Origin of the sequence: Arachidicoccus ginsenosidivorans (assembly GCF_007971385.1) — a bacterium.
Classification (GTDB): domain Bacteria; phylum Bacteroidota; class Bacteroidia; order Chitinophagales; family Chitinophagaceae; genus Arachidicoccus; species Arachidicoccus ginsenosidivorans.
Window position 1 is genome coordinate 2,780,780 of the sequence record NZ_CP042434.1, and the last position, 19,817, is coordinate 2,800,596.

Genomic DNA, 19,817 nt, shown 5'->3' on the forward strand with positions numbered 1-19,817 from the left:
ACTACTCTAGCTCAAAATGCCTTTTTAAACGGGCAAAGCTGCTATCCATAGAAGGTCCCAGAATTTTTTCATTTAACACCGCACCGACTCTTTCCCAGGGATACCAATCCAGGTGTTGGGTGTAATGCCACTGCACCATGGTGCCAGGGGTATTAGGGTCCTGGGTTAATCGCCAGCCACAAATCTGGTCATTGGAACGAGTGCCGTGCCATTTGGATTCAATGTAATAAGCGCTGTCATGGGTAATGGTAATCTTGCTGGAGCCGATCTCCATGGCGGCACCTGGCCCACTGGCACTTTCCGTAAGCAGTTTTGCGGGATGGGTACTGTCAAATAACCACTCATGCCAGTTATTCATATTATTTAATAAGGGATAAACGCTATCAAGCGGCTGATTAAAGGTCGCAGAACGGATGACCGTTACCCTGGAAGGGAACAGCAAACCAATTAAAGTGATCAGCAAAAACAGGCTACCAATACTAAATAAGGCTAATTTTAAGTACTTCATGCGTGAGCTTTTAAGACAATATCGTTTATTTAATTAGATGCTTGCTTTATTCCCATTTAAATACTTTAATGGCAATTGCGTATACGATGACCCCCCAAATGAGTAGGTTGGCTATATCCGGCCAGCAACTGATCAGACTTGCGCCCTCAAAAGAGATATTACGCATTGCATTGTTAAAATGTGTCAAAGGTAATATATTACAAAGAGGCTGTAACCATTTTGGAAAATTCTCAATTGGGAAAAAGGTGCCCGCCAAAAGGAACTGTGGCAGGGTAAAAATATTGGCAAATGGCGGAATCGTGCTCTCGGACTTAGACAGACCACTGACGATAAAACCGCAACCCATAAAAACGATCAGGGAGATAAAACTCAAAATCATGATCTCCAAAAAGGTAACCCAGCCATGCACCAGGGTAAATTTAAAGAAGACGACGCCTATTAAAATAATGACAATGGCTGCCAGTAACTGAAAGACGACCCGGCTAAGCGCCTCTCCTAAAATAATAAAGGTTCTGCTGATTGGTGTGGCAAAAAAACGTTTTAAAACCAGTTGTTGCCTGAGGTTAAAGAATAAAAAGGCCACCCCGAAAATACCGGCACTCAATAAAGAAAAGCCTAACTGACCAGGCAGGATAAAATCAATGGTACGGTAGGTTCTACCAGGTAGCTTCTCTATCTGCTCACTGACGCCCACCACCGCCACGCTGTGCGGATAGTAGGTTTTGTTCAAGGCATCTGCCTGTGCATTCAAATAGGATTGCAGCACTTCTACTGTGGAGGGATTAACAGCAGCAGAAGTGGTGAGTTTTAATAGGTACGCGGGATTTTCCTTGCCTGTTTTCTGGATATTAACGATGGCGGTAATCCGACCTTTTTCCAAATCTTCACTTAATATTTCCCCATGCTCATTTTTGATCCGGATTCCGGGTGCTGTTTTTAAGGCCTGGTAGACTTCACTGGTGGTATCAGCGCCTGCGTGAATGGCGATATTAATCCTGGGACCGGAACCATTACCTAAAAAGGCAAATGCCAGTATAAAAACCAGGGGAAACCCGATACTGAAAATGACGGTTGAAGGGGAACGCAAAGATGCTTTAAATGAGCCTCTTGCGATAGCCAGCATTGCTTTAATCTGACTGTATTTGTATTTAGACATATAATTACCAGCTTTTCTTGATGCCAGTTAGATCTGGCCCTATCCGCTACTATACTTTTTACTTTGCTTTATACATTGCTTTGCCATTCATCCAGACCTCGTCCAGGCTGATGGCAAAATGCTCCGCAAAGGTAATAAGGATGAGGGGGAATTGTGTATTCCTGTCTAAATTACCCAAAAAAACTGCCGGCGCTAGCCGGCAGTTTACCAAAATTTATAATTACTCAAATTACTCAAATACCTCAAATAAGGTGAAAAACGGTAAAGCACTAAAATCCAGTCTTGTGTTAACGGATTTTCAGCTCATAGGGCATTTTTGCCTGTGGCTGATTCATCATTGCCTTCAACTCCCTGGTTCGGTCAATAAAATCAACCAGTTCTGGAGAAATACCCGTGGCTTTGAGTTTTAGATTAATGTCTTCATCCCGATTGTCATCGCTATTAAGCAACTGACTTAAAATGGATTGCTTCACAGGGAAGGTACTGACACGATAAGATGTGCTATGTGCTTGTTTAGCAGCGTAGTCAATGGCGTCATCCAGACCGCCGATGGCATCCACAAGGCCAATCTTTTGGGCGTGTAACCCTGTCCAGACACGTCCCTGCCCAATGGAGTCAATATAAGTAATGGAGGTATCCCGGCCTGCAGCCACCCTGCTGGTAAAAGTATGATAGACACTGTCTACGGAGGCCTGCATCCAATTACGTTCTACGGGGTAAGCGGACGGGCGATGGAGCCTAAATCGGCATGGGGACTGGTCTTAACGGCGTCAAAAGTGATCCCCAGCCGGTTTTTTAAGAAATTTGATGCATCTCCCATCATAGAAAAGACGCCGATCGATCCGGTAAGTGTCGTCGGTTCTGCAAAGATATAATCGGCGCCACAGGAAATGTAATAACCGCCGGATGCGGCCATATTGCCCATACTGACAACTACCGGTTTTACTTTTTTAGTGAGCTGGATCTCCCGCCAGATCAAATCACTGGCCAGGGCACTGCCCCCAGGAGAATTCACCCGGATTACCAGCGCCTTAATAGAACTGTCCTTTCGGATGTCTTGAATTAAATGGACATATCGCTCTCCCTGAATCCCTTCATTTTCTGATCCGGAGGCAATTTCTCCCTGGGCATACAAAACGGCAATGCGGTCTTTACCGGAATAATCCTTATAATCAGCCCCTTTATTGTATTTATCCAGACTGATCAGATGCAAATCATTCTTTTCGCTTTTGCCGGTAGCTTTTCTAAGTTCATTTTCTACCTGATCGGCATAGAATAAACCGTCCACCATATGATTTTGCAGGGCGTCGCTAGCACTGCGGATTTTACCCTCATTAGCCAGCTCATGCAAGGTCGCAGTATCCAGACCGCGACTCTTTGCCACACCTTGCAAAACCTGTCCATAGATCTCGCCCAGCCAGACATTGATCTGCAATCGGTTGGCGTCACTCATTTTATCACTACGGAACGGTTCTGTTGCACTTTTGAATTTGCCGGCAAAGAAAATTTCCGGGTGGATGTCCAGTTTGTCCAATAGCCCTTTAAAATAAACGGTTTGTGCGACCATTCCTGCCCAATCAAGCCCGCCTTCAGGGCTGACATATACTTTGTCAGCTGCGCTGGCGACAAAATAGGCCGTCTGTGTCATGGTCGGCGAAAAGGCGATGACCTTTTTGCCACTCTTTTTAAAATCTTCGATGGCCAGGCGCAGCTCCTGGCTGGCAGCAAAGCCATTGACATTTTCGGATCCTTTGATATAAAGGGCTTTGATATGGCTGTCCTTCGCTGCATAGCGGATCATACTGAGCTCTTCATATAAATTAGGCGGAGAATAGGTCAGCTTGTCTGCATTCAGACTAAATGAGATACTCGGCTGCTCAAAATCTTTGACTGGCCTTGAGAGATCCAGCACCAAAATAGACCCGTCATTAATATTAACTTCTGATTTACTGCTGGCCATAGAAACAACCCCAATAGCAATTAGAATAAATAAAAAGCCGCAGACCAGCATGGAAATAAAAACGGCAACGAATAACTTCAAAAATTTAACCATATAAGAAATTTCAGGTGACCCCCAGCTGTCAGCTCCACAAAAAATTGTCGTGTCAGACGGCGCAGGTCTTGTATTTTTGTCTCTGTTAAGTGGTATGCAAGGATACTCAAATTACGTACACCCAAAGTTAGGTCATTCCCCCTTGAAAGACCTGCAGGACAAAAAATAATATATGAATAAAGCATATTTGCTGATAGGCGGTAATTTAGGGGCAGTAAAAACAAATCTGCAGCGAGCCAGATCAGAAATAAGTCGTCGGATAGGGCGGGTTTTAGCGGCCTCCTCTCTTTATCAGACGGCGGCCTGGGGGCTGGAAGATCAGCCGGACTTTCTAAATCAGGTGCTGATTATTCAGTCTGAAAGGTCCGCTGCAGACATGCTGACCATTATGCTACAGATTGAGCAGGATCTGGGTCGAGTGCGCAAAATCAAAAACGGCCCCCGGCTGATCGATATAGATCTGTTGTTTTATAATGATCAGATTATCAACAGCACAGCGCCAGATTTAAAGGTGCCACATCCCTTACTTCATACCAGAAATTTTACGCTCTATCCGCTGGCGGAGCTTTCACCTGAACTGGTGCATCCTGTGCTTAAAAAGACCATTGACGCCTTACTTAAGGAGTGTCCGGATAGCCTGCAGGTTACCAGGTTGGCTCAGGACGAATAGGAGCATAAAAAAAGTCAAATATGCCAAGGATTGTTGGCCGTATTTGCAGAAAAGCCGTCTTAGTAATTCCACATGACTGTGTAGGATCACTAAGACGGCTTTTAAGATAAATTGTATTAGAACCGTTGATTCAACTAACTCCAGAGTTCTTTATCTTTTTCTTCCAATTCTCTGGCGGCACGTTTGGAGACCAAAACGCCAATTTCATATAATAACATCAGCGGGATAAAAACCAGTGTCTGACTGATCCAATCCGGACTTGGCGTAATAAAGGCGGCGAGTATCAGGATAATAACGATCGCATAACGCCGCTTCTCTTTCAAGAATTTAGGTGTGATCAGCCCCATGCGTGTAAATACATAGGCGAATATGGGCAGCTCAAAAGCCAGTCCGCATCCAAGAACAATATTACAGAGGTTATTCAGGTAGTCATTCAGGGTAGGCCTGGTGGTCATCATGGGTAAATCACTGATCTGGAAACCGGCTAGGAAGTTAAAAGTGAAGGGCCCTAACACAAAATAGCCAAATGCTGCACCGATAAAGAAAAACAAAGAGACCCAAAAAATAGCCGCACCGGTATTTTTCAGTTCGCTTTCTTTCAAGGCAGGTTTGACAAATTTCCAGAATTCCCAGAAAATATAGGGAAAGGCAACAATAAAGCCCCCGATAAAGGCTATGGTGAATGTTCCCAGAAACTGGCCACCAAAGGTGGTGGATTGCATGTCCACATTTACAGGATCCATACAAAGACTCTTTACATGTGTCCATTCAGCCAATTTGCAAAAAGCCTTGTAACTGATAAAGTCTGGATTGATCGGCCCTGCAATAATATTGGCAAAAAACCAGCCGTGATAATAGAAAATCACCACAGCCAGGACCAGAATTGCGACCAGGGAACGCAAAATATGCCATCTCAACTCTTCCAGATGGTCAATAAAGGCCATTTCTGCCTGGGATCCGTTACTTCTGCGCTTGAAAAACCGTTGTATCATGAAATGATTTAAAACTTTGAGGAGCAAATGTACTTATCAATTGGTTACCAACGGCGGTTTTCCCGCCGTAAATTAAGAACCTATGGTTAAAACCATTTTGCCGAACTTGGAACCGCCTTGACTCATGCGTTCCATGGCCTGCTGTGCCTGGGCAAGTGGATAGACCCCGTCAATGACAGGTTGAATCTGGTGGGTCTGCATAAAGCTAAGCATTTGCTCAAAATCTTTGGGTGAGCCCATGGTCGTGCCAACAATGCTGAGCTGCTTCCAAAAGACCGTACGGCCATTGAGTGGGGGAATATTGCCTGCCGTGCCGCCAAAAAAGACGATTCTACCGCCTTGACCCGCTAATGAAACCAAATCTGCAAATCCCTCGCCCAGCGCACTGTCAATAATAACATCAAAGGAGCCTGCCTGACTTTGCAGCTTTTCTGCCCAGCCTGTTTCCTTATAGCTAACCCCGCCTTTGGCACCCAGCGAAATCGCCTTTTGAAGCTTTTGCTGATTGCCGGATGTTACCCAGACTTCTGCGCCAGCTGCCAGGGCATATTGCAGGGCAAATGTGCCGGCGCCTCCGCCTACACCACTGATCAACACTTTTTCGCCCTTTTGCCAACCGCCTCTGACAAATAAGGCCCGATAGGCGGTAAGGCCTGCCACCGGGAAAGCGGCGGCCTGTTTAAAATCAAGATAAGCCGGTTTGGGATAGAGCATATCGCTTTTTACTTTGACGTACTGGGCATAGCAGCCGTTGACTGGCAGCCCCAGTATCTGGAAATCTTTGCTTTGGTGCGCCTCAGATGATCCCCAGCCGGCAGCAGGATAGATGATCACTTCTTGTCCCTGCCAGCTTTCTGGCAGGTTACTGCCGACGGATTTAACTATTCCGCTGCCATCAGAACCCAATATAATCGGGAATTTTAGCCCTGCATACTGCCCTTTCCAGATCCACCAGTCCCTTTTATTCATTCCGGCCGCCTTTAATTCTACCAGCGCCTCATCTGCGCCAAGTTCAGGGATGGGCACTTCCTGCAAGGTTAAAGGGGCGTCAATTGCATTTAATACGATTGCTTCCATGTACAATTTTTAGATTCCAAATGTACAAAAATATACGAGAGCTTGCATGCAAGCTTTGACGTGCATCCTATGGTTTACCTTATTTTTAGCAGGCGCCTAAAATGAGTGAATATACTGTCATGAACAATGCCAGCAAATAGCAAAGACATAGCAAAGATTTGCTGGCCATGCTATACTGTGCGTATTATTGCTTCAATGCGCATACTGCTATAAATTATCTGTATTCATACAATCAGGCAGGATTGGTATGCATCTATGCCTCTGTCGCCGGCAATGGGTGCGCCTGATAATATTTACAGGCAGGACGCAGACCGCAAATGCCGCATTTAGGCTTTCGGGCGACACAGACATAACGGCCATGCAGGATCAACCAGTGATGTGCTTTGTGAATCAGGTTATTAGGGAAAAATTTAATCAATTGTTTTTCTGCAGCCAAGGGCGTGGTGGCTTTGAGTGTCAGGCCGATGCGGCCGGACACCCTGAATACATGCGTGTCGACCGCCATATTGGGCTGCTGGTCTACAACAGATGTAATCACATTGGCGGTCTTTCTGCCGACTCCTGGGAGTTTTATGAGCTCAGGCACGGTCATGGGGATTTTACCATTAAAATCCTCCATCAGCATTTTTGCCATCCCGATCAGATGCTTGGTCTTGTTGTTGGGATAAGAGATACTTCTGATCAGTGGAAATAGATGATCAAAGCTAGCCTCGGCGAGTTTTGCAGGTGTGGGATATTTGTGAAAAATAGCCGGCGTGGTCAGGTTGACCCGCTTATCTGTACATTGAGCGGATAGAATGACTGCTACCAGGAGCTGGTAGGGGTTATCATAGAGGAGTTCCGTCTCCGCATTGGGAGCATGCTGTTCAAAATAATCAATTACAAACTGATAGCGTTCCTTTCGGGTCATAATGGTTATCCTTATGCTGATCAACGGCTGCTTTGTCATCACCCATTGTCGGTTTGCCCGTTGCGTAAGCTAAAATGCTTTTGAGGGTTGCCTGACAAGGCGTAAACAGGTTTAATTGCTCAATCAGGTCCAAAAATTGTTTTTGTGCAGAAAAAACAGGGTTGCCGCTTTGGGCCCCTCTTCATGGATCCGGCCCGTTTGCAGGGGACTCGTTAATAACCTCGCTGGCTGAATAACCGTGGGCTGCTGCTGGTTTTTACAAGCAGCGGTGGGCTGTTTTCTTTTCAGGCGCCCATCATTTGTACCGAGTAGATAAAAAGAAAATAAAGAAGGGTAAAAATGTGTCATATCACTTATTTGGTGCCTTAATAAAACGCCACAAAAGACTGGATATTGTCTGAAACCCTAAATTCATCTCGCACAAAAAAGTGATTTTTAAGATGGCTAATGAGCGGCTTCAGCTGTGACAGAATCTACAATAAAGATCTCTTCATTATCCTTTTTCATAAAAAAATGCTCCCTGGCATACCTTTGTACAGCGGACTGACTGGATTCCAATGCGTTCAGCTCCTTATTTGTTTTTTCAATCTCTTGTTGATAGAAAGCCTTGCTCTGATGCAGTGTATTGACCTGTTTTGCCCTTTCAAGCTGGACAAAAATATCATTGCGATCATAAAAAATGATCAACACCAAAAATACGAGTACGGCGATGACGTACTTGTTTTTAAGATACGCTAATATTTTATAGGTTTTTTGCATAGAAACTGTTTGACCAAGAGCTCAATGCAAAGTAACACTATTTTTTTCGAGTATACAAAGCGCCAAACATAGAAACATTATTTTCTACTTGTCCCAGGACTACTTTTTGACAGATTAGCTCCATGCCACTGTTGGTTGCAATAAAATGGCTAACCGCTTCATTTTCCTGCTGGAAGACCGAACAGGTCATATACAGAAAATAACCGCCAGGACGTACCGCCTCCCAGGCCTTACTGACAATACCGATTTGCCGTTTATAATAATCCTGGATCGAATCCTTAGCAAAATATCGGATGTTTTCAGGATTACGGGCCCAGGTTCCGGAGCCTGAACAAGGCACGTCACAAATAACCAGGTCAAAATCAGTCTTAAAAGGCAAGGGAGCTGGCCTTAGCAGGTCAAGCACCTCTTTTTTGTATCCCGCAATGCCGGCTTCTTTAAGCCTAATTTCCAGGTTTTTTAAAATGGAGGGCCTGATATCTGTTAAGGTCAGGGTTAATTTTTGTCCGCTTTCATAGCATAGATCATGCAGCAAAATGGATTTACCTCCGCTGGCAGCACAGGTGTCCCATACCCTTATAACATCGGCGCTCGATTTTACGGTTGATGTATTATTATTTTTAAGTCCTGCCAGGGCAAGGCGCATAAACTGATCCATAGACTGTGAGCTGCTGTCCTGGATCACTACTTCTTTATTAATGGCTAAGTATTGCTGTACAGGCGTACTTGCTGGCAAGGACAGGGTATACTGTTCATAAAGTGTATAAGTAAGCTGTTTATCAACTAGTTTTTTTATTACCTGTTCGGCGTTCCCTTTCATAGGGCGAATTCTTAAAAATACAGGTGGTTGGCTAAGCATTCTTCCCGCCAGTTCAAGTCGGTTCAGTCCTTCAGAGAGCGAAGCTGTAAAAGGGAATACTAAGGGAAGTTGCAGCCATGGATATACCTGTTGCATAAGTTTAAAACGCTCGATCGGTAATTTCGCATCTGCCAGGCGGTTATCAGCATTTGCCCCCGCTGTGGTATGTGCTGCTGCTTCTTCTCCTTCTCCATGATTATTATCTTTAGCCTGGGGATCTTTTTTTTCAATTGCTTCCAGCAATTTTGAGCGCAGTGGCTGAGTAAGGCTTTGGTTGTTACATATATAATTGCTGATATCAAGTAGTTCAGACAGGTCGACAGCGGGTTGGTTTGTAAGATTTTGCAGCGCCGGTACATTTTTGCCCAATCTAAAATAACTGTAGATCATGGCAGATATCACTTTTCTGTCTTTGGAACCGTGCTTTTTATGGGCGGCAAAATATTTTTTAAGATACAGGTGCAGCGGCTCTTTGCCGTCATAGGTTAAAAGTAAATTTGAGACGGTCTGTTTATGACGGTCAATGATTTTATTGATATCCATAGGGTAAAGGTAGCAGAAATTGCCGGTGAAATCCCTGGCACCTATTGGACAGGGACTGCCTGTTTTAAAAAGTATGCCTGTTGAGGGCAGGAAGCTACATGTTTTTAAATTTCAATTGCGTTTAGACGGCCGCTTTTGCAAGTCGGTTTATGAACTTAGGTGGAGGGGTCTGGCTGCAGATCTGATCCACTTAAGTTTTTTTGCTGCTCTGATGCGACTGCTGACATTTGTGTTTTTTCCTCGGCCTGACGCAGTTCGCTGCGGTGTTTTTCCTTCAAAAATTCAATACTCAGATCTAACTCGTAACCGATTAAAAGCACAAATGAATTTACAAAAAAGAGCATCATAATCACCAGGACTGAACCGATGGTACCGTAGAATTTACTATAATTGGAAAAGTTCTGTGCCCAGAATGAAAAAAGAGAGGTACTGGCAATTAACAGACCAGTGGCGATAACGGAGCCCAGTGATAATAATTTTTTGCGTTTATGCTTTTCCAGGGTGGGGGCATATTTATAAATCACTGAAATACTGAAAAAGAATAAAGCTGCAATAACGATCCATCTTAGGTTACGGATCAGGCTCTGTACTCTTTCATTGTGGATATTCAGTAAAGCCATGATCCGGTGGAAAAACATGCCTTGACCCATAGAAATGATCATGGTGCCTAAAAACATTAAAAACAATATCATGGTCAGGCGCATCGCTCTTAAGCGCTTTTTAATAAAATTGGTCTGGGCTCTTTCTTTTAAGGAACGGTCAAAGGTTCGGATGATGCCCATCATGGCATTAGAGGAAAAGAAGATTGCAAAGATAAAACCAAGGGATAAAAGGCCATTTTTTGTTTTACTGAAAATATCTTCCAGAAATTTCAGCATTAGTGATCTGGCACCCACGTTAGGGGTCAGGCTTAACACCAACTGCTGCAGTTCTTTATAGAACATGGTGGAGTTGGTCAGATAGGGAATCAATGTACAAATAAACAGCAGACAGGCTGGGATGGCGATTAACAGGTTAAAAGAAATCGCGCCTGCCCTTACATTGAGCCCTTCTTTGTTGACCTGTTCTACAAAGAGCTTTATGACCTCATAGAAATTGACGGATGGGGCACCAGGTACCCGCATGGCTTTAAGCCATTTTTTTACGAGCCTAAGTGGCTTTGAGTTTAATATTTTGGTTTCCAGTGGTGTCAAAAATCAGTTCGTTGGGTAGGTGAATATTGATGTTTAAACGCTTTTTGTGTCCTATCAGTTCAGCGTCTGCTTATTTGATGTTTTTTTTGTCAAGGGCGTCATGAAACTGCTCTGCCAGTTTGAGGTGCTGGGCATAATCCCTGCTAAAATTATGGTAGCCGCCAAAATCAGGCTTGGCCACAAAATACATATAATCGGTTTTAGGGGCATTTAATACTGCTTCAATGGTAACACTATCCGGCGTGCAGATAGGACCGGGCGGCAAGCCTTTATTGATATAAGTGTTATAAGGAGATTGAACTTTAAGATCCTGATTCAAAATTCTTTTCATATCAAAATCCTTTAAGGCATATTTAATGGTCGGATCCGCGCCCAGGGCCATACCGCTTCTAAGCCGGTTCAGATAAACGCTGGCAATGGTATCTTTTTCACTGTCTTTCATGGTTTCATCCTCTACAATGGAGGCAAGGGTTGTGGCCTGATCTGGCGTCAGGCCCAGTGCGGCTGCCCTGGCTGTTCGGTTATTTCTGGACCAGAAGCCCTTTTTAGCGGCAGCGAAAATCGCCAGCACCTGGCCTGTTGTGTATTCCCATTTAAGATTATAGGTGCCGGGAATAAGCAAAGTATTGAGGGTAAAAGTATCTACGCCAAACTGCCTGAGTGAATCATTATTACTCAGGTACATGTAAGTAGTGGCAGAATCTGTCATCAAATTGTGACCCATCATGGCGGCTAGCCCTTCTCTGGTGCGAACTCTTTTAATGGTAAAATGAACCGTATCTTGTTTATTGGCTTTCAGGATTTTGATCAGTCCATACACACTTGTGTGCTTGGGTACGGTTAGTCTGCCTGGCACCAGGTTTTTATATGCATTCATCTTAGGTGCCAGAAAATCAAAGACTTTGACATTATCAATGATTTTACCCGTTTGAAGTTGCTTTACGATCTGCTGAGATGCCGGCTCCGAGCCCGGGCGTATATACAAGTGTTTTTTCGCGGCATTAAAGGTCGTATTGGGGGCAAAGACCAGGTAAGCGAAAATAATCCCGCCCACGATGATGATAAAAGTAAAAATCCTGCCGATTGTTTTCATGGTAAAAGTTTAAAGCTACCCAAAATGACCTTCAAGGGGCGTGCCATGTGCAAATTAACGAAAAAATCCCCGCCTTTTAAAGGCGGGGACCTGAATATTGTTCGGAGTTGTAATGACTTATTTAGCAGGTGTTTCAGCTGGTTGGTCAGCTGGCTGGCTGGCAGGGGCCTCGGCCGCAGGTGCTGCGCTTTGCGCCCTTGGCTGGGTTGTCTGCATTTTTACATTGGTATTCAGATTGTCCAGTGCACCGCCTCCGCCATGGGATCCAGTGAATAATACCACAGAAAATAAGCACATAATGCCTATAATCAGGGCAAATAACCAGGTACCTTTTTCCAGTACATTATTAGTTTTCTTTACCCCCATAATCTGGTTGGAAAAACCGCCGATGGAGCCGGAAAGTCCACCACCTTCTGGATTCTGAATCAGCACAAAAAAGGCCAGTACGATTGACACGATAACGACCAGTATGAAGAAAAGCAAAGCCATAAATTATATTTAATTATTGTAATAAATCGATTTTGGATGCAAAATAAGCGGATTTTTCGGGATATAACAAACTTAATTTTTGGTAAACCTCCCTGGCCTGGGCTGATTTGCCTTGGCTGATTAACACTTCTGCCATGGACTCGGTCCAAATAGGCGCTATTTTTAGGGAAGCCTCCGCTTTCTGGGCAGCCTGGGCTTCTTCCTGTGGGGTCGTATTAAGTTTTGGCACACCATTGTTATCTGGTGTCTGCTGCTTCATTTCTTTGAGCCAGTCCGTGAATTTGCGTACCTTTTTGTCTAAAACATCTTGATTTTTTAGGATGGAGATACCTTGAGAAGCAAAATAATCCACTTTATAAAGTGGCTCACGCTCAACTTCTAAGCGGGCATCCTCTTTCAACGGTTTTTTAAAATCCGCAAGCTGCGCACTGAGTACGGCGGTAAGGCGGTTGCTTTGCGGCGCAGGTGCTTCCACTTCCACTTCATTTGTGGTGGCAGCTACGCTATTTGGTATAACCTCCTGCACTGCTGCGTTGCCGGTTAGGGGTTCAAGCGTCTGGTCTTCATTGTTTGTTGAATTTGTATGGAAAGGAGCGGAGTGCACCTTGTCACCCGACTTTGCCGGTTCTAAAACAGGCGCCTGTTTAGTGGATTGAATAGCCTCAACTGGCGAAAAATCTTGTTTAAGTAAATAATCCAGCCAAAGGATATCATTAAAATGGGTGGCAGCGGCTTGTTGAGCGCTGCGATTTTGTGCTTGTTTGTCCGCTGCTGGATTCGCTTTTTGTTCTGTTAGCTGCTTTTTTGCCCTAAAATAATGTCCCAGAGTAAAAGCAGGGTATTTTGCCGTAATTTCAGCCCACTGGTGGGCGGAACTGTCCTGCAAGCAGGACTTTCCCGTGAAAGCTTGTATTAATTGTTTTTCTGATTGCATAGGCTAAAGGTTTACTTCAAATGCACCATTTATTTAGGTTACCAGTTGGAAAATACTTTATTGAACATCGCATCTGGTATATCCTTCAGTATTTGACTCATCAGGGAAGTTTCTGCTTGTTGCAATGAAAGATTGGCGCTGAAATCAAAAGTACTACTTACGTCGTATTCGTGCGTTTCTTTTTTGTATTATCTATTAGCGTCATGTGTAGGCCTACTGTCAGTCTGTTCAGGCTGGCCTGATTAGAGGCACTGACACCAGAGGTGGTGACATCGTACTGGCGTATGACGCTGTTGATAACATAATCTGCATTTAGATCATCAATACGGGTCAATTTGGTCTGGCTGGCCACTTTTTTAACAAATGCGTCTGTTAATTGTGCGCTAAGACTTGGATTAATATAATGTGCCTTGTTTTCAATAAAGCCGATTCTGATCGTTTTTACTTCTGGTGGTATACTGACATCATTAAAGGTATAAATGCCACAAGAGCTGATACTGAAGACAAAACATATAAATAAAAGCCATAAGGCTCGAGCCTGGACACGCATGTACTTAACGGTTTAAGTGACGAATATAGAACGAAAATAATGAACAGAATCTTTTATTGAACACATTATTTTCTCTATCTTCACGAAATTAATCAATAAATAACTAAAAAAATCGCATGAACAAACGTGTTATTGCAGGGGCTATGGCAGCCATGACGCTGGGCTTTTTTGCCTGTAACCAGGCACCAAAAGACAGCTATACAATCAATGGGGATATTGCCGGGCTGAAGGATTCCCTGATTTATTTTAGAACCAGTGCAGGAGATTCTATGGTGGTAGACTCTGCGAAGGTCACTGATGGGAAATTTACTTTTAAAGGGAAAGCAGAAGAACCTAAGATGGCCTCTATCTATCTGCAGGATAGAAGAGGAGGCTTTAATTTATATGTAGAGAATGCAGCTATTAATATTAAAGGCAATGTAGATTCACTTAGCAGTGTGAAAATCACGGGTGCACCTACGCAACAAGAGTGGGATACCTTCCAGGCGGATCTAAAGCCGCTCAATGCTCAGGAAGATTCTTTATTTCAGCAGTATCAGACGGCGCGCATGAAAAATGATACCGCAGCAGTTGCGGCCATTGAAAAGAAAGCGAATGACCTGAATGATCAAAGAGAAGCGGCTTCTAAAACTTTCATTAACCAGCATCCTAAAAGTTATGTCAGCATAAATCTGCTTAGAAGCCTGATTTATTCTACAGAATATGCAGATTTGAATAAAATGTTTACCGGATTGGACACCTCTTTACAGCATTCAACTTCAGGCGTGAAAATCGCCGAGCAATTGGAAACCATGAAGGCGACGGCTATTGGCCAACAGGCAATTGATTTTACCGCCAATGATGTTAATGGAAATCCGGTTAGTCTGTCTTCCTTTAAAGGCAAATATGTACTGGTTGATTTCTGGGCCAGCTGGTGCGGTCCCTGCAGAGCAGAGAATCCAAATGTTGTAAAAGCATACAATAAATACAAAGATAAAAACTTCACCATTCTTGGGGTTTCTTTAGATGAGGATGGCGCTAAGTGGAAAGAAGCCATTGCCCATGATAAATTGAACTGGACACAGGTTTCTGATCTGAAAGGCTGGAAATCTGAGCCAGCTGGTAAATATGGTGTGAAAGCCATTCCTGCCAACTTTTTGATCGACCAGGATGGTAAAATTATCGGCCACAACTTAAGAGGAGACAAGCTGGAAGAAAAACTGGCTGAAGTTTTAAGTAATATTCAATTAAAAAAGAGCGCTTCTGATGCAAAATCATAAGCAAAGGCAGCGACTTACCTGTGTGCTTATTTTCCGGGGCATTCCTATCTAATATTTGCCTGGATTAAATAAAGTTAACACACTAAAGAAATAACAAGCAGGAAGCGGATGGATAATTGTCCAGGCTTCCTGCTTTTTTTGTCAATTTATTTAAAACGATACAGCGCGTTATATAGTAGATGAGAATTGCTTATAGAAAGAAGGGATACCGAATAGGTTATCACCAATGCTGAAGTGTACTGGTTAAGTAAAATGCTTTTATGGGCTAAGTATGACCGGGTGGCCATGCATTTGAACAACTTCATAGCTGAAAGCAAAAAGGGTATCAATACCTAATATCTTCAAAAGTAAGCGGATGTATTTATCCGCGCTAGATTGGAAATACTAGCGAATGATCGGTTATAGCTATCTTGTACTTATTTTTGCAATTTAAGGACAATAAAAGCCAATAGCGGACATAAAATGACGCCATATTTATAAAAGATACTGGAGCGTTTAGATAATTTTTTCTCCTGCAATTTCTGATCGATCATTTTGAAGGAGGAGAAAATCATAAAAACCAGAATTGGCAAAACCAGTATTAATAGAATCTCACGTGTGCCCATGGTTTAACTTTAATTTTGAATAATTGAATATACGAAATATTTTTTAGTTAAGCCGTGTAAATGTTAGCAAAAAGGCAGGACAGTAGCATGGCTGGTTATAAAAAGATGTCCAGATACCTTACCTCTTCGGTTGTAGGTAAAATGCCGTGCTTTTGCAAGGCATTAAAATACAAAGAATCTCCAGCGGTTAATAAATATTCGGTGTCACCTACTTGCATTTTCATCGCACCTTCAATCACGTAAATAAATTCTTCTCCTTCATGCGTTAGCTGGTGGGCAATAACTTCAGATTTGCGGGCAACAAATAGGAAGGGTTGCATTTTTTTCCCTTGAAATTCTGATGCAAATGGGTATATATGGTATCCTTTTTCCGTTTTGACCAGTTTATCCAGCGACATTTTTTTCTTGGTGAAAATGGTATTTCGGCTGTTATCCTGCTCCAGAATACTTGATATGGTTGTTCCTAAAGCGGTGGCGATTTTAACCAGTGTCGCCACGGAAGGCATGGTTTTGTTGTTCTCAATTTTGGAAATCATGCTTTTGGACAGTTGACAAGTATCTGCCACCTCCTGGATAGTCCTTTTTTGCGACTTCCTGATTAGTCTGATACGATCCCCTACTAATGAATTGTCTGCCATTTATTTAAAATTTCAGTATGATCTGCCTGACACCCGATTTATATGGGCAAATGTACAGGGTTGAATCAATTTTGGGCGACGAATATCTATGGAATTTCAAAAAATATTAATATTAATAATGTTATTTATAATTTTTTTTTCATCTTTGTTATGAAACACAGTTGAATTATAATAAACAAAATATCAATAATGTACAACCCATTCAATTTATGAAGAAACTAATTATCGGCCTGCTATCGATTGGCAGTCTCGTTATTTTTAAGGTAGGGTATGGTCAACAAGCAAAGGTGGATGTAAATATAAGTCAGGAATTAGGACAATTGCCCCGTATCTGGTCGTGGTTTGGTTATGATGAACCAAATTATACATATATGAAAGATGGGAAGAAATTATTGACGGAGCTTTCTGAGTTGAGTCCCGTTCCGGTCTATGTTCGTACCCATAGTTTGCTGGTGACCGGTGATGGCACTGCTGCCTTAAAATGGGGAAGTACAAACATTTATACGGAGGACAGCCAGGGAAATCCAGTATACAACTGGAATATCGTGGACAGTATTTTTGATACTTATGTGAAAAGAGGCATGAAACCGCTGGCTGAAATAGGCTTTATGCCTGAAGCCCTTTCTTCGCATCCTGAACCATATAGACACCACTGGAAGCCAGGAGATAAGTACAGTGATATTATAACCGGCTGGGCCTATCCGCCAAAGGACTATAACAAATGGGCAGAACTTATCTATCAATGGGTTAAACACTGCGTCAGTCGATATGGGGCCAAAGAGGTGTCAAGCTGGTATTGGGAGGTCTGGAATGAAGCTGACGGGTATTACTGGAAAGGCACCCAGGAGGAATTTTTCAAATTGTATGACTATACGGCCAGTGCAGTCAAAAGGGCGTTGCCGACAGCACGTATAGGTGGTCCAAATACCACAGGTGGTGCGATGAAGTGGTTGGATGCTTTTTTAAAGCATTGCCAATTTGGAAGAAACTATGCGACAGGAAAAATTGGCGCTCCTTTAGACGCCATTCTATTCCATGCAAAGGGCAGCCCCCGATTGAAAAACGGCACCGTTGTCATGGGCATTTCAAGTCAGTTGCATAATGTTGAAAACAATTTTAAGGTGATCAAACAGTATCCCGCTTTAAAAGATTTACCGGTCATCTTAGGAGAAAATGACCCGGAGGGATGTGCTGCCTGTGGGATGGCGACAGATCCGCAAAATGCCTACCGCAATGGTACAATGTATTCGAGTTATACGGCAGCTTCTTTTGCCCGTATTCATGAACTGGCGGTGAGCTATAATGTGCATTTGATCGGCGCGGTGACCTGGGCTTTCGAATTTGAAAATCAACCCTGGTTCTACGGGTTCAGAGACCTGGCCACTAATGGCGTGGATAAACCTGTATTAAATGTATTCAGGATGTTTGGCAAAATGGGTACAAGGCAGGTATTTGCGCAGAGTGATCATCAATATGCGCTTCAGGATATTTTGAAATCGGGTGTTCGGGGAGCACAAACAGACATAGGCGTGCTGGCATCCAGGACGGATAAATCTGCCAGTGTTCTTTTATGGAATTATCACGATAAGGATACAACCAGCCCGGCTAGGTCAGTCCTGGTTACTGTTAATGGGGCGCATGCAAAAAGCGCTGCATTAAAAATTTATATCATTGATCGTAAGCATAATAATGCCTACGCATTATGGAAAAAAATGGGATCGCCGCAAAATCCAAGTGCAACACAAATAGCTGAACTAACAAAGACGGGGCAACTTACCTGTAGTGTATCCAAGGAAATTCAATCAGATAAAGGTGCTTTTAAAATCCCGGTCACGCTGCAAAGACAGGCAGTGGCATTACTATGCCTTTATGGTAAGGATAATTTGTAGATTCCTTGAATAATTCGAGGTGCAATCCCTTTGAGCCATCAGCAGATCAAAAGGTATCGAATCTGCTGATGGCTTACATTTTAGATTATCCATCTATATGATATTCTTTTAATTTTCTGTATAGTGTTCTTTCGCTAATGCCCAGATCATAGGCGGCATCCTTTCGTTTCCCTCTGTGCTTTTTGAGGGCTTTGGTGATCAGTTCCTTTTCCTTATCCATAATATTCAACGTTTCTTCTACCTCTTCATGGCTGTGGATCTGTTCAGCGTCCCTGTCCGCATTTAGAATGACCGGATGGGCAGGATGGGCGTTACCAGAAGGCCCCTGATGATTGTGATTTGGTGTCTGATGGGGTGGTTCTTCATGAAAACTGCCTGGCAGTGCTGCATTGGCATAGTAAGGCTTAATCGCCTGTGAGGCGGCCTCGTGTTCGCTTAAGGACTGATAAAGTTTTTCCTTGGTATAATCATTTAGGGAATTAGCGATTTCTGGATTTTGCAGGATTTCACCGAGCATCTTTTTGAGTTCGTTGACATCTTTTTTCATATCAAAGAAGAGTTTATAGAGAATCTCCCGCTCATTGATAAACTCGTTGCTGTTATTTTGACCCACCTGTTGCGCCAGAACCGGCAGACGGTTATTATGGTATTCAGGCAAGAACTGCTGCATCTCTTCAGGTGAGATTACATTGGATTTGCTTAATACGGAAATCTGTTCGGCGATATTTTTAAGTTCACGTACATTGCCCGGCCAAGGATAGCTGATAAGCAGCTGCATGGCCTGGGGATCCAGTTGCAGGGGTGGCTTTCTGTATTTTTCCGCAAAATCCACAACAAACTTCCTGAAAAGAAGACTAATGTCATCTTTTCTGTCTTTAAGTGCCGGAACACGGATAGGAACTGTGCTTAAACGGTAATAAAGATCTTCCCGGAATTTTCCATTCTGGGTAAATTCATATAAATCCCTGTTGGTCGCGGCAATAACCCGGACATCTGTTTTCTGCACTTTGGAAGACCCGACCCGTATATATTCACCTGTTTCCAGGACCCTGAGCAGGCGGGCCTGTGTGCCGATAGGCATTTCTCCGATTTCATCCAGAAAGATCGTTCCGCCGCTGACGGTCTCAAAATAGCCTTTTCGGCTGTCTACGGCACCTGTGAAGGCGCCTTTTTCATGCCCAAATAATTCGCTGTCTATGGTGCCTTCCGGAATGGCGCCACAGTTGACGGCAATAAATTTATTATGCTTTCTGGAAGAAAGTGCATGAATAATCTGGGAAAAGACCTCTTTACCGACGCCACTTTCTCCGACAATCAGCACACTCAAATCGGTGGCTGCGACCTGAACGGCGACGTTCAAGGCGTAGTTCAGCCCCTGGGAGTTTCCGATGATATTAAATCTGTTTTTGACCGTTTGTAAATCCATGGTTCGATGTTTCCGGTTTTGAATAAAGTGCGCTTAACTTACTTAAATATTTGCTGAATAATATAATGGATGGATTTTGCGCACATCTTTTTTTGCATCAAAAAATATAGGTTCGGGAAGTAATGGGGCTACTTACATTTTTATCAACTACGTAAAAATTTATCTTAACGTAAATGATGTGTACCCACCAATACATACTGCAGGGTTAGGGTCA

General features: G+C 43.3%; 19 protein-coding genes and 1 pseudogene. 3 read left to right on the forward strand and 17 right to left on the reverse strand.

Going from position 1 to position 19,817, the window contains the following annotated elements; genetic code table 11:
* Position 1 precedes the first annotated feature (1 nt).
* The 3 genes and pseudogenes from FSB73_RS11115 to sppA form a co-directional block, all read right to left on the reverse strand.
* Positions 2–508, reverse strand: a complete 507-nt coding sequence (locus FSB73_RS11115; protein ID WP_146781908.1) for an SRPBCC family protein — start codon at positions 506–508, stop codon at positions 2–4.
* A gap of 46 nt (positions 509–554) precedes the next feature.
* Positions 555–1,664: an ABC transporter permease gene (locus tag FSB73_RS11120; protein ID WP_146781911.1), complete on the reverse strand. Its 1,110-nt coding sequence runs from the start codon at positions 1,662–1,664 to the stop codon at positions 555–557.
* Between the two features lie 287 nt (positions 1,665–1,951).
* A pseudogene (gene sppA / locus FSB73_RS11130) lies at positions 1,952–3,717 on the reverse strand (signal peptide peptidase SppA).
* A 172-nt stretch (positions 3,718–3,889) separates the two neighbouring features.
* On the opposite strand from sppA, the gene folK reads away from it, so the two are divergent.
* A complete protein-coding gene (gene folK, locus FSB73_RS11135; RefSeq protein WP_146781922.1) occupies positions 3,890–4,387 on the forward strand; it encodes a 2-amino-4-hydroxy-6-hydroxymethyldihydropteridine diphosphokinase in 498 nt (165 codons plus the stop codon).
* A gap of 134 nt (positions 4,388–4,521) precedes the next feature.
* On the opposite strand, the gene tatC is transcribed toward folK, so the two are convergent.
* From tatC to lptE, 11 genes are all read right to left on the reverse strand, one after another.
* On the reverse strand, positions 4,522–5,379 hold the full coding sequence (gene tatC / locus FSB73_RS11140; protein WP_146781925.1) for a twin-arginine translocase subunit TatC: 858 nt from the start codon (positions 5,377–5,379) through the stop codon (positions 4,522–4,524).
* A gap of 72 nt (positions 5,380–5,451) precedes the next feature.
* Positions 5,452–6,456, reverse strand: a complete 1,005-nt coding sequence (locus FSB73_RS11145; RefSeq protein WP_146781928.1) for a zinc-binding dehydrogenase — start codon at positions 6,454–6,456, stop codon at positions 5,452–5,454.
* A gap of 253 nt (positions 6,457–6,709) precedes the next feature.
* On the reverse strand, positions 6,710–7,405 hold the full coding sequence (gene nth, locus FSB73_RS11150) for an endonuclease III (protein WP_225974820.1): 696 nt from the start codon (positions 7,403–7,405) through the stop codon (positions 6,710–6,712).
* Between the two features lie 84 nt (positions 7,406–7,489).
* Positions 7,490–7,714: a hypothetical protein gene (locus FSB73_RS11155; protein ID WP_146781931.1), complete on the reverse strand. Its 225-nt coding sequence runs from the start codon at positions 7,712–7,714 to the stop codon at positions 7,490–7,492.
* A gap of 96 nt (positions 7,715–7,810) precedes the next feature.
* Complete coding sequence (locus FSB73_RS11160; protein ID WP_146781935.1) at positions 7,811–8,125, reverse strand: FtsB family cell division protein; 315 nt, start codon at positions 8,123–8,125, stop codon at positions 7,811–7,813.
* Positions 8,126–8,162: 37 nt separating this feature from the next.
* A complete protein-coding gene (locus tag FSB73_RS11165) occupies positions 8,163–9,527 on the reverse strand; it encodes an RsmB/NOP family class I SAM-dependent RNA methyltransferase (RefSeq protein WP_146781938.1) in 1,365 nt (454 codons plus the stop codon).
* A gap of 155 nt (positions 9,528–9,682) precedes the next feature.
* Positions 9,683–10,651 carry a YihY/virulence factor BrkB family protein gene (locus tag FSB73_RS11170; RefSeq protein WP_146781941.1) on the reverse strand — a complete coding sequence of 323 codons (969 nt, stop codon included), beginning with the start codon at positions 10,649–10,651 and terminating at the stop codon, positions 9,683–9,685.
* Positions 10,652–10,790: 139 nt separating this feature from the next.
* A complete protein-coding gene (mltG, locus tag FSB73_RS11175) occupies positions 10,791–11,813 on the reverse strand; it encodes an endolytic transglycosylase MltG (protein WP_146781944.1) in 1,023 nt (340 codons plus the stop codon).
* A 117-nt stretch (positions 11,814–11,930) separates the two neighbouring features.
* A complete protein-coding gene (gene secG, locus FSB73_RS11180) occupies positions 11,931–12,302 on the reverse strand; it encodes a preprotein translocase subunit SecG (protein WP_146781947.1) in 372 nt (123 codons plus the stop codon).
* A gap of 13 nt (positions 12,303–12,315) precedes the next feature.
* Positions 12,316–13,236, reverse strand: coding sequence for a hypothetical protein (locus FSB73_RS11185; protein WP_146781951.1), 921 nt, complete (start codon positions 13,234–13,236; stop codon positions 12,316–12,318).
* A gap of 157 nt (positions 13,237–13,393) precedes the next feature.
* Positions 13,394–13,786 carry an LPS assembly lipoprotein LptE gene (lptE, locus tag FSB73_RS11190; RefSeq protein WP_146781954.1) on the reverse strand — a complete coding sequence of 131 codons (393 nt, stop codon included), beginning with the start codon at positions 13,784–13,786 and terminating at the stop codon, positions 13,394–13,396.
* Positions 13,787–13,902: 116 nt separating this feature from the next.
* Here lptE and FSB73_RS11195 point away from each other — a divergent pair, with 116 nt between their 5' ends.
* Positions 13,903–15,045 carry a TlpA disulfide reductase family protein gene (locus FSB73_RS11195; protein ID WP_146781957.1) on the forward strand — a complete coding sequence of 381 codons (1,143 nt, stop codon included), beginning with the start codon at positions 13,903–13,905 and terminating at the stop codon, positions 15,043–15,045.
* Positions 15,046–15,461: 416 nt separating this feature from the next.
* Here the strand turns inward: FSB73_RS11195 and FSB73_RS23255 are convergent, their stop codons facing one another.
* Together FSB73_RS23255 and FSB73_RS11200 are read right to left on the reverse strand one after the other, a co-directional pair.
* The gene (locus tag FSB73_RS23255; RefSeq protein ID WP_158639502.1) at positions 15,462–15,650 is read right to left on the reverse strand and encodes a hypothetical protein; all 189 of its coding nucleotides are present in this window, start codon (positions 15,648–15,650) and stop codon (positions 15,462–15,464) included.
* 95 nt (positions 15,651–15,745) lie between these two features.
* On the reverse strand, positions 15,746–16,288 hold the full coding sequence (locus FSB73_RS11200) for a helix-turn-helix domain-containing protein (protein ID WP_146781960.1): 543 nt from the start codon (positions 16,286–16,288) through the stop codon (positions 15,746–15,748).
* A gap of 209 nt (positions 16,289–16,497) precedes the next feature.
* Here FSB73_RS11200 and FSB73_RS11205 point away from each other — a divergent pair, with 209 nt between their 5' ends.
* Positions 16,498–18,177: a GH39 family glycosyl hydrolase gene (locus tag FSB73_RS11205; RefSeq protein WP_146781963.1), complete on the forward strand. Its 1,680-nt coding sequence runs from the start codon at positions 16,498–16,500 to the stop codon at positions 18,175–18,177.
* An 85-nt stretch (positions 18,178–18,262) separates the two neighbouring features.
* On the opposite strand, the gene FSB73_RS11210 is transcribed toward FSB73_RS11205, so the two are convergent.
* On the reverse strand, positions 18,263–19,603 hold the full coding sequence (locus tag FSB73_RS11210) for a sigma-54 interaction domain-containing protein (protein ID WP_146781966.1): 1,341 nt from the start codon (positions 19,601–19,603) through the stop codon (positions 18,263–18,265).
* Positions 19,604–19,817 lie beyond the last annotated feature (214 nt).

What these genes read in the sequence shown, in the direction of transcription:
- FSB73_RS11115 (WP_146781908.1), bottom strand. Translation starts at nt 508, where the DNA reads ATGAAGTACTTAAAATTAGCCTTATTTAGTATTGGTAGCCTGTTTTTG.
- FSB73_RS11120 (WP_146781911.1), bottom strand. Translation starts at nt 1,664, where the DNA reads ATGTCTAAATACAAATACAGTCAGATTAAAGCAATGCTGGCTATCGCA.
- folK (WP_146781922.1), top strand. Translation starts at nt 3,890, where the DNA reads ATGAATAAAGCATATTTGCTGATAGGCGGTAATTTAGGGGCAGTAAAA.
- tatC (WP_146781925.1), bottom strand. Translation starts at nt 5,379, where the DNA reads ATGATACAACGGTTTTTCAAGCGCAGAAGTAACGGATCCCAGGCAGAA.
- FSB73_RS11145 (WP_146781928.1), bottom strand. Translation starts at nt 6,456, where the DNA reads ATGGAAGCAATCGTATTAAATGCAATTGACGCCCCTTTAACCTTGCAG.
- nth (WP_225974820.1), bottom strand. Translation starts at nt 7,405, where the DNA reads ATGACAAAGCAGCCGTTGATCAGCATAAGGATAACCATTATGACCCGA.
- FSB73_RS11155 (WP_146781931.1), bottom strand. Translation starts at nt 7,714, where the DNA reads ATGACACATTTTTACCCTTCTTTATTTTCTTTTTATCTACTCGGTACA.
- FSB73_RS11160 (WP_146781935.1), bottom strand. Translation starts at nt 8,125, where the DNA reads ATGCAAAAAACCTATAAAATATTAGCGTATCTTAAAAACAAGTACGTC.
- FSB73_RS11165 (WP_146781938.1), bottom strand. Translation starts at nt 9,527, where the DNA reads ATGGATATCAATAAAATCATTGACCGTCATAAACAGACCGTCTCAAAT.
- FSB73_RS11170 (WP_146781941.1), bottom strand. Translation starts at nt 10,651, where the DNA reads ATGCGGGTACCTGGTGCCCCATCCGTCAATTTCTATGAGGTCATAAAG.
- mltG (WP_146781944.1), bottom strand. Translation starts at nt 11,813, where the DNA reads ATGAAAACAATCGGCAGGATTTTTACTTTTATCATCATCGTGGGCGGG.
- secG (WP_146781947.1), bottom strand. Translation starts at nt 12,302, where the DNA reads ATGGCTTTGCTTTTCTTCATACTGGTCGTTATCGTGTCAATCGTACTG.
- FSB73_RS11185 (WP_146781951.1), bottom strand. Translation starts at nt 13,236, where the DNA reads ATGCAATCAGAAAAACAATTAATACAAGCTTTCACGGGAAAGTCCTGC.
- lptE (WP_146781954.1), bottom strand. Translation starts at nt 13,786, where the DNA reads ATGCGTGTCCAGGCTCGAGCCTTATGGCTTTTATTTATATGTTTTGTC.
- FSB73_RS11195 (WP_146781957.1), top strand. Translation starts at nt 13,903, where the DNA reads ATGAACAAACGTGTTATTGCAGGGGCTATGGCAGCCATGACGCTGGGC.
- FSB73_RS23255 (WP_158639502.1), bottom strand. Translation starts at nt 15,650, where the DNA reads ATGGGCACACGTGAGATTCTATTAATACTGGTTTTGCCAATTCTGGTT.
- FSB73_RS11200 (WP_146781960.1), bottom strand. Translation starts at nt 16,288, where the DNA reads ATGGCAGACAATTCATTAGTAGGGGATCGTATCAGACTAATCAGGAAG.
- FSB73_RS11205 (WP_146781963.1), top strand. Translation starts at nt 16,498, where the DNA reads ATGAAGAAACTAATTATCGGCCTGCTATCGATTGGCAGTCTCGTTATT.
- FSB73_RS11210 (WP_146781966.1), bottom strand. Translation starts at nt 19,603, where the DNA reads ATGGATTTACAAACGGTCAAAAACAGATTTAATATCATCGGAAACTCC.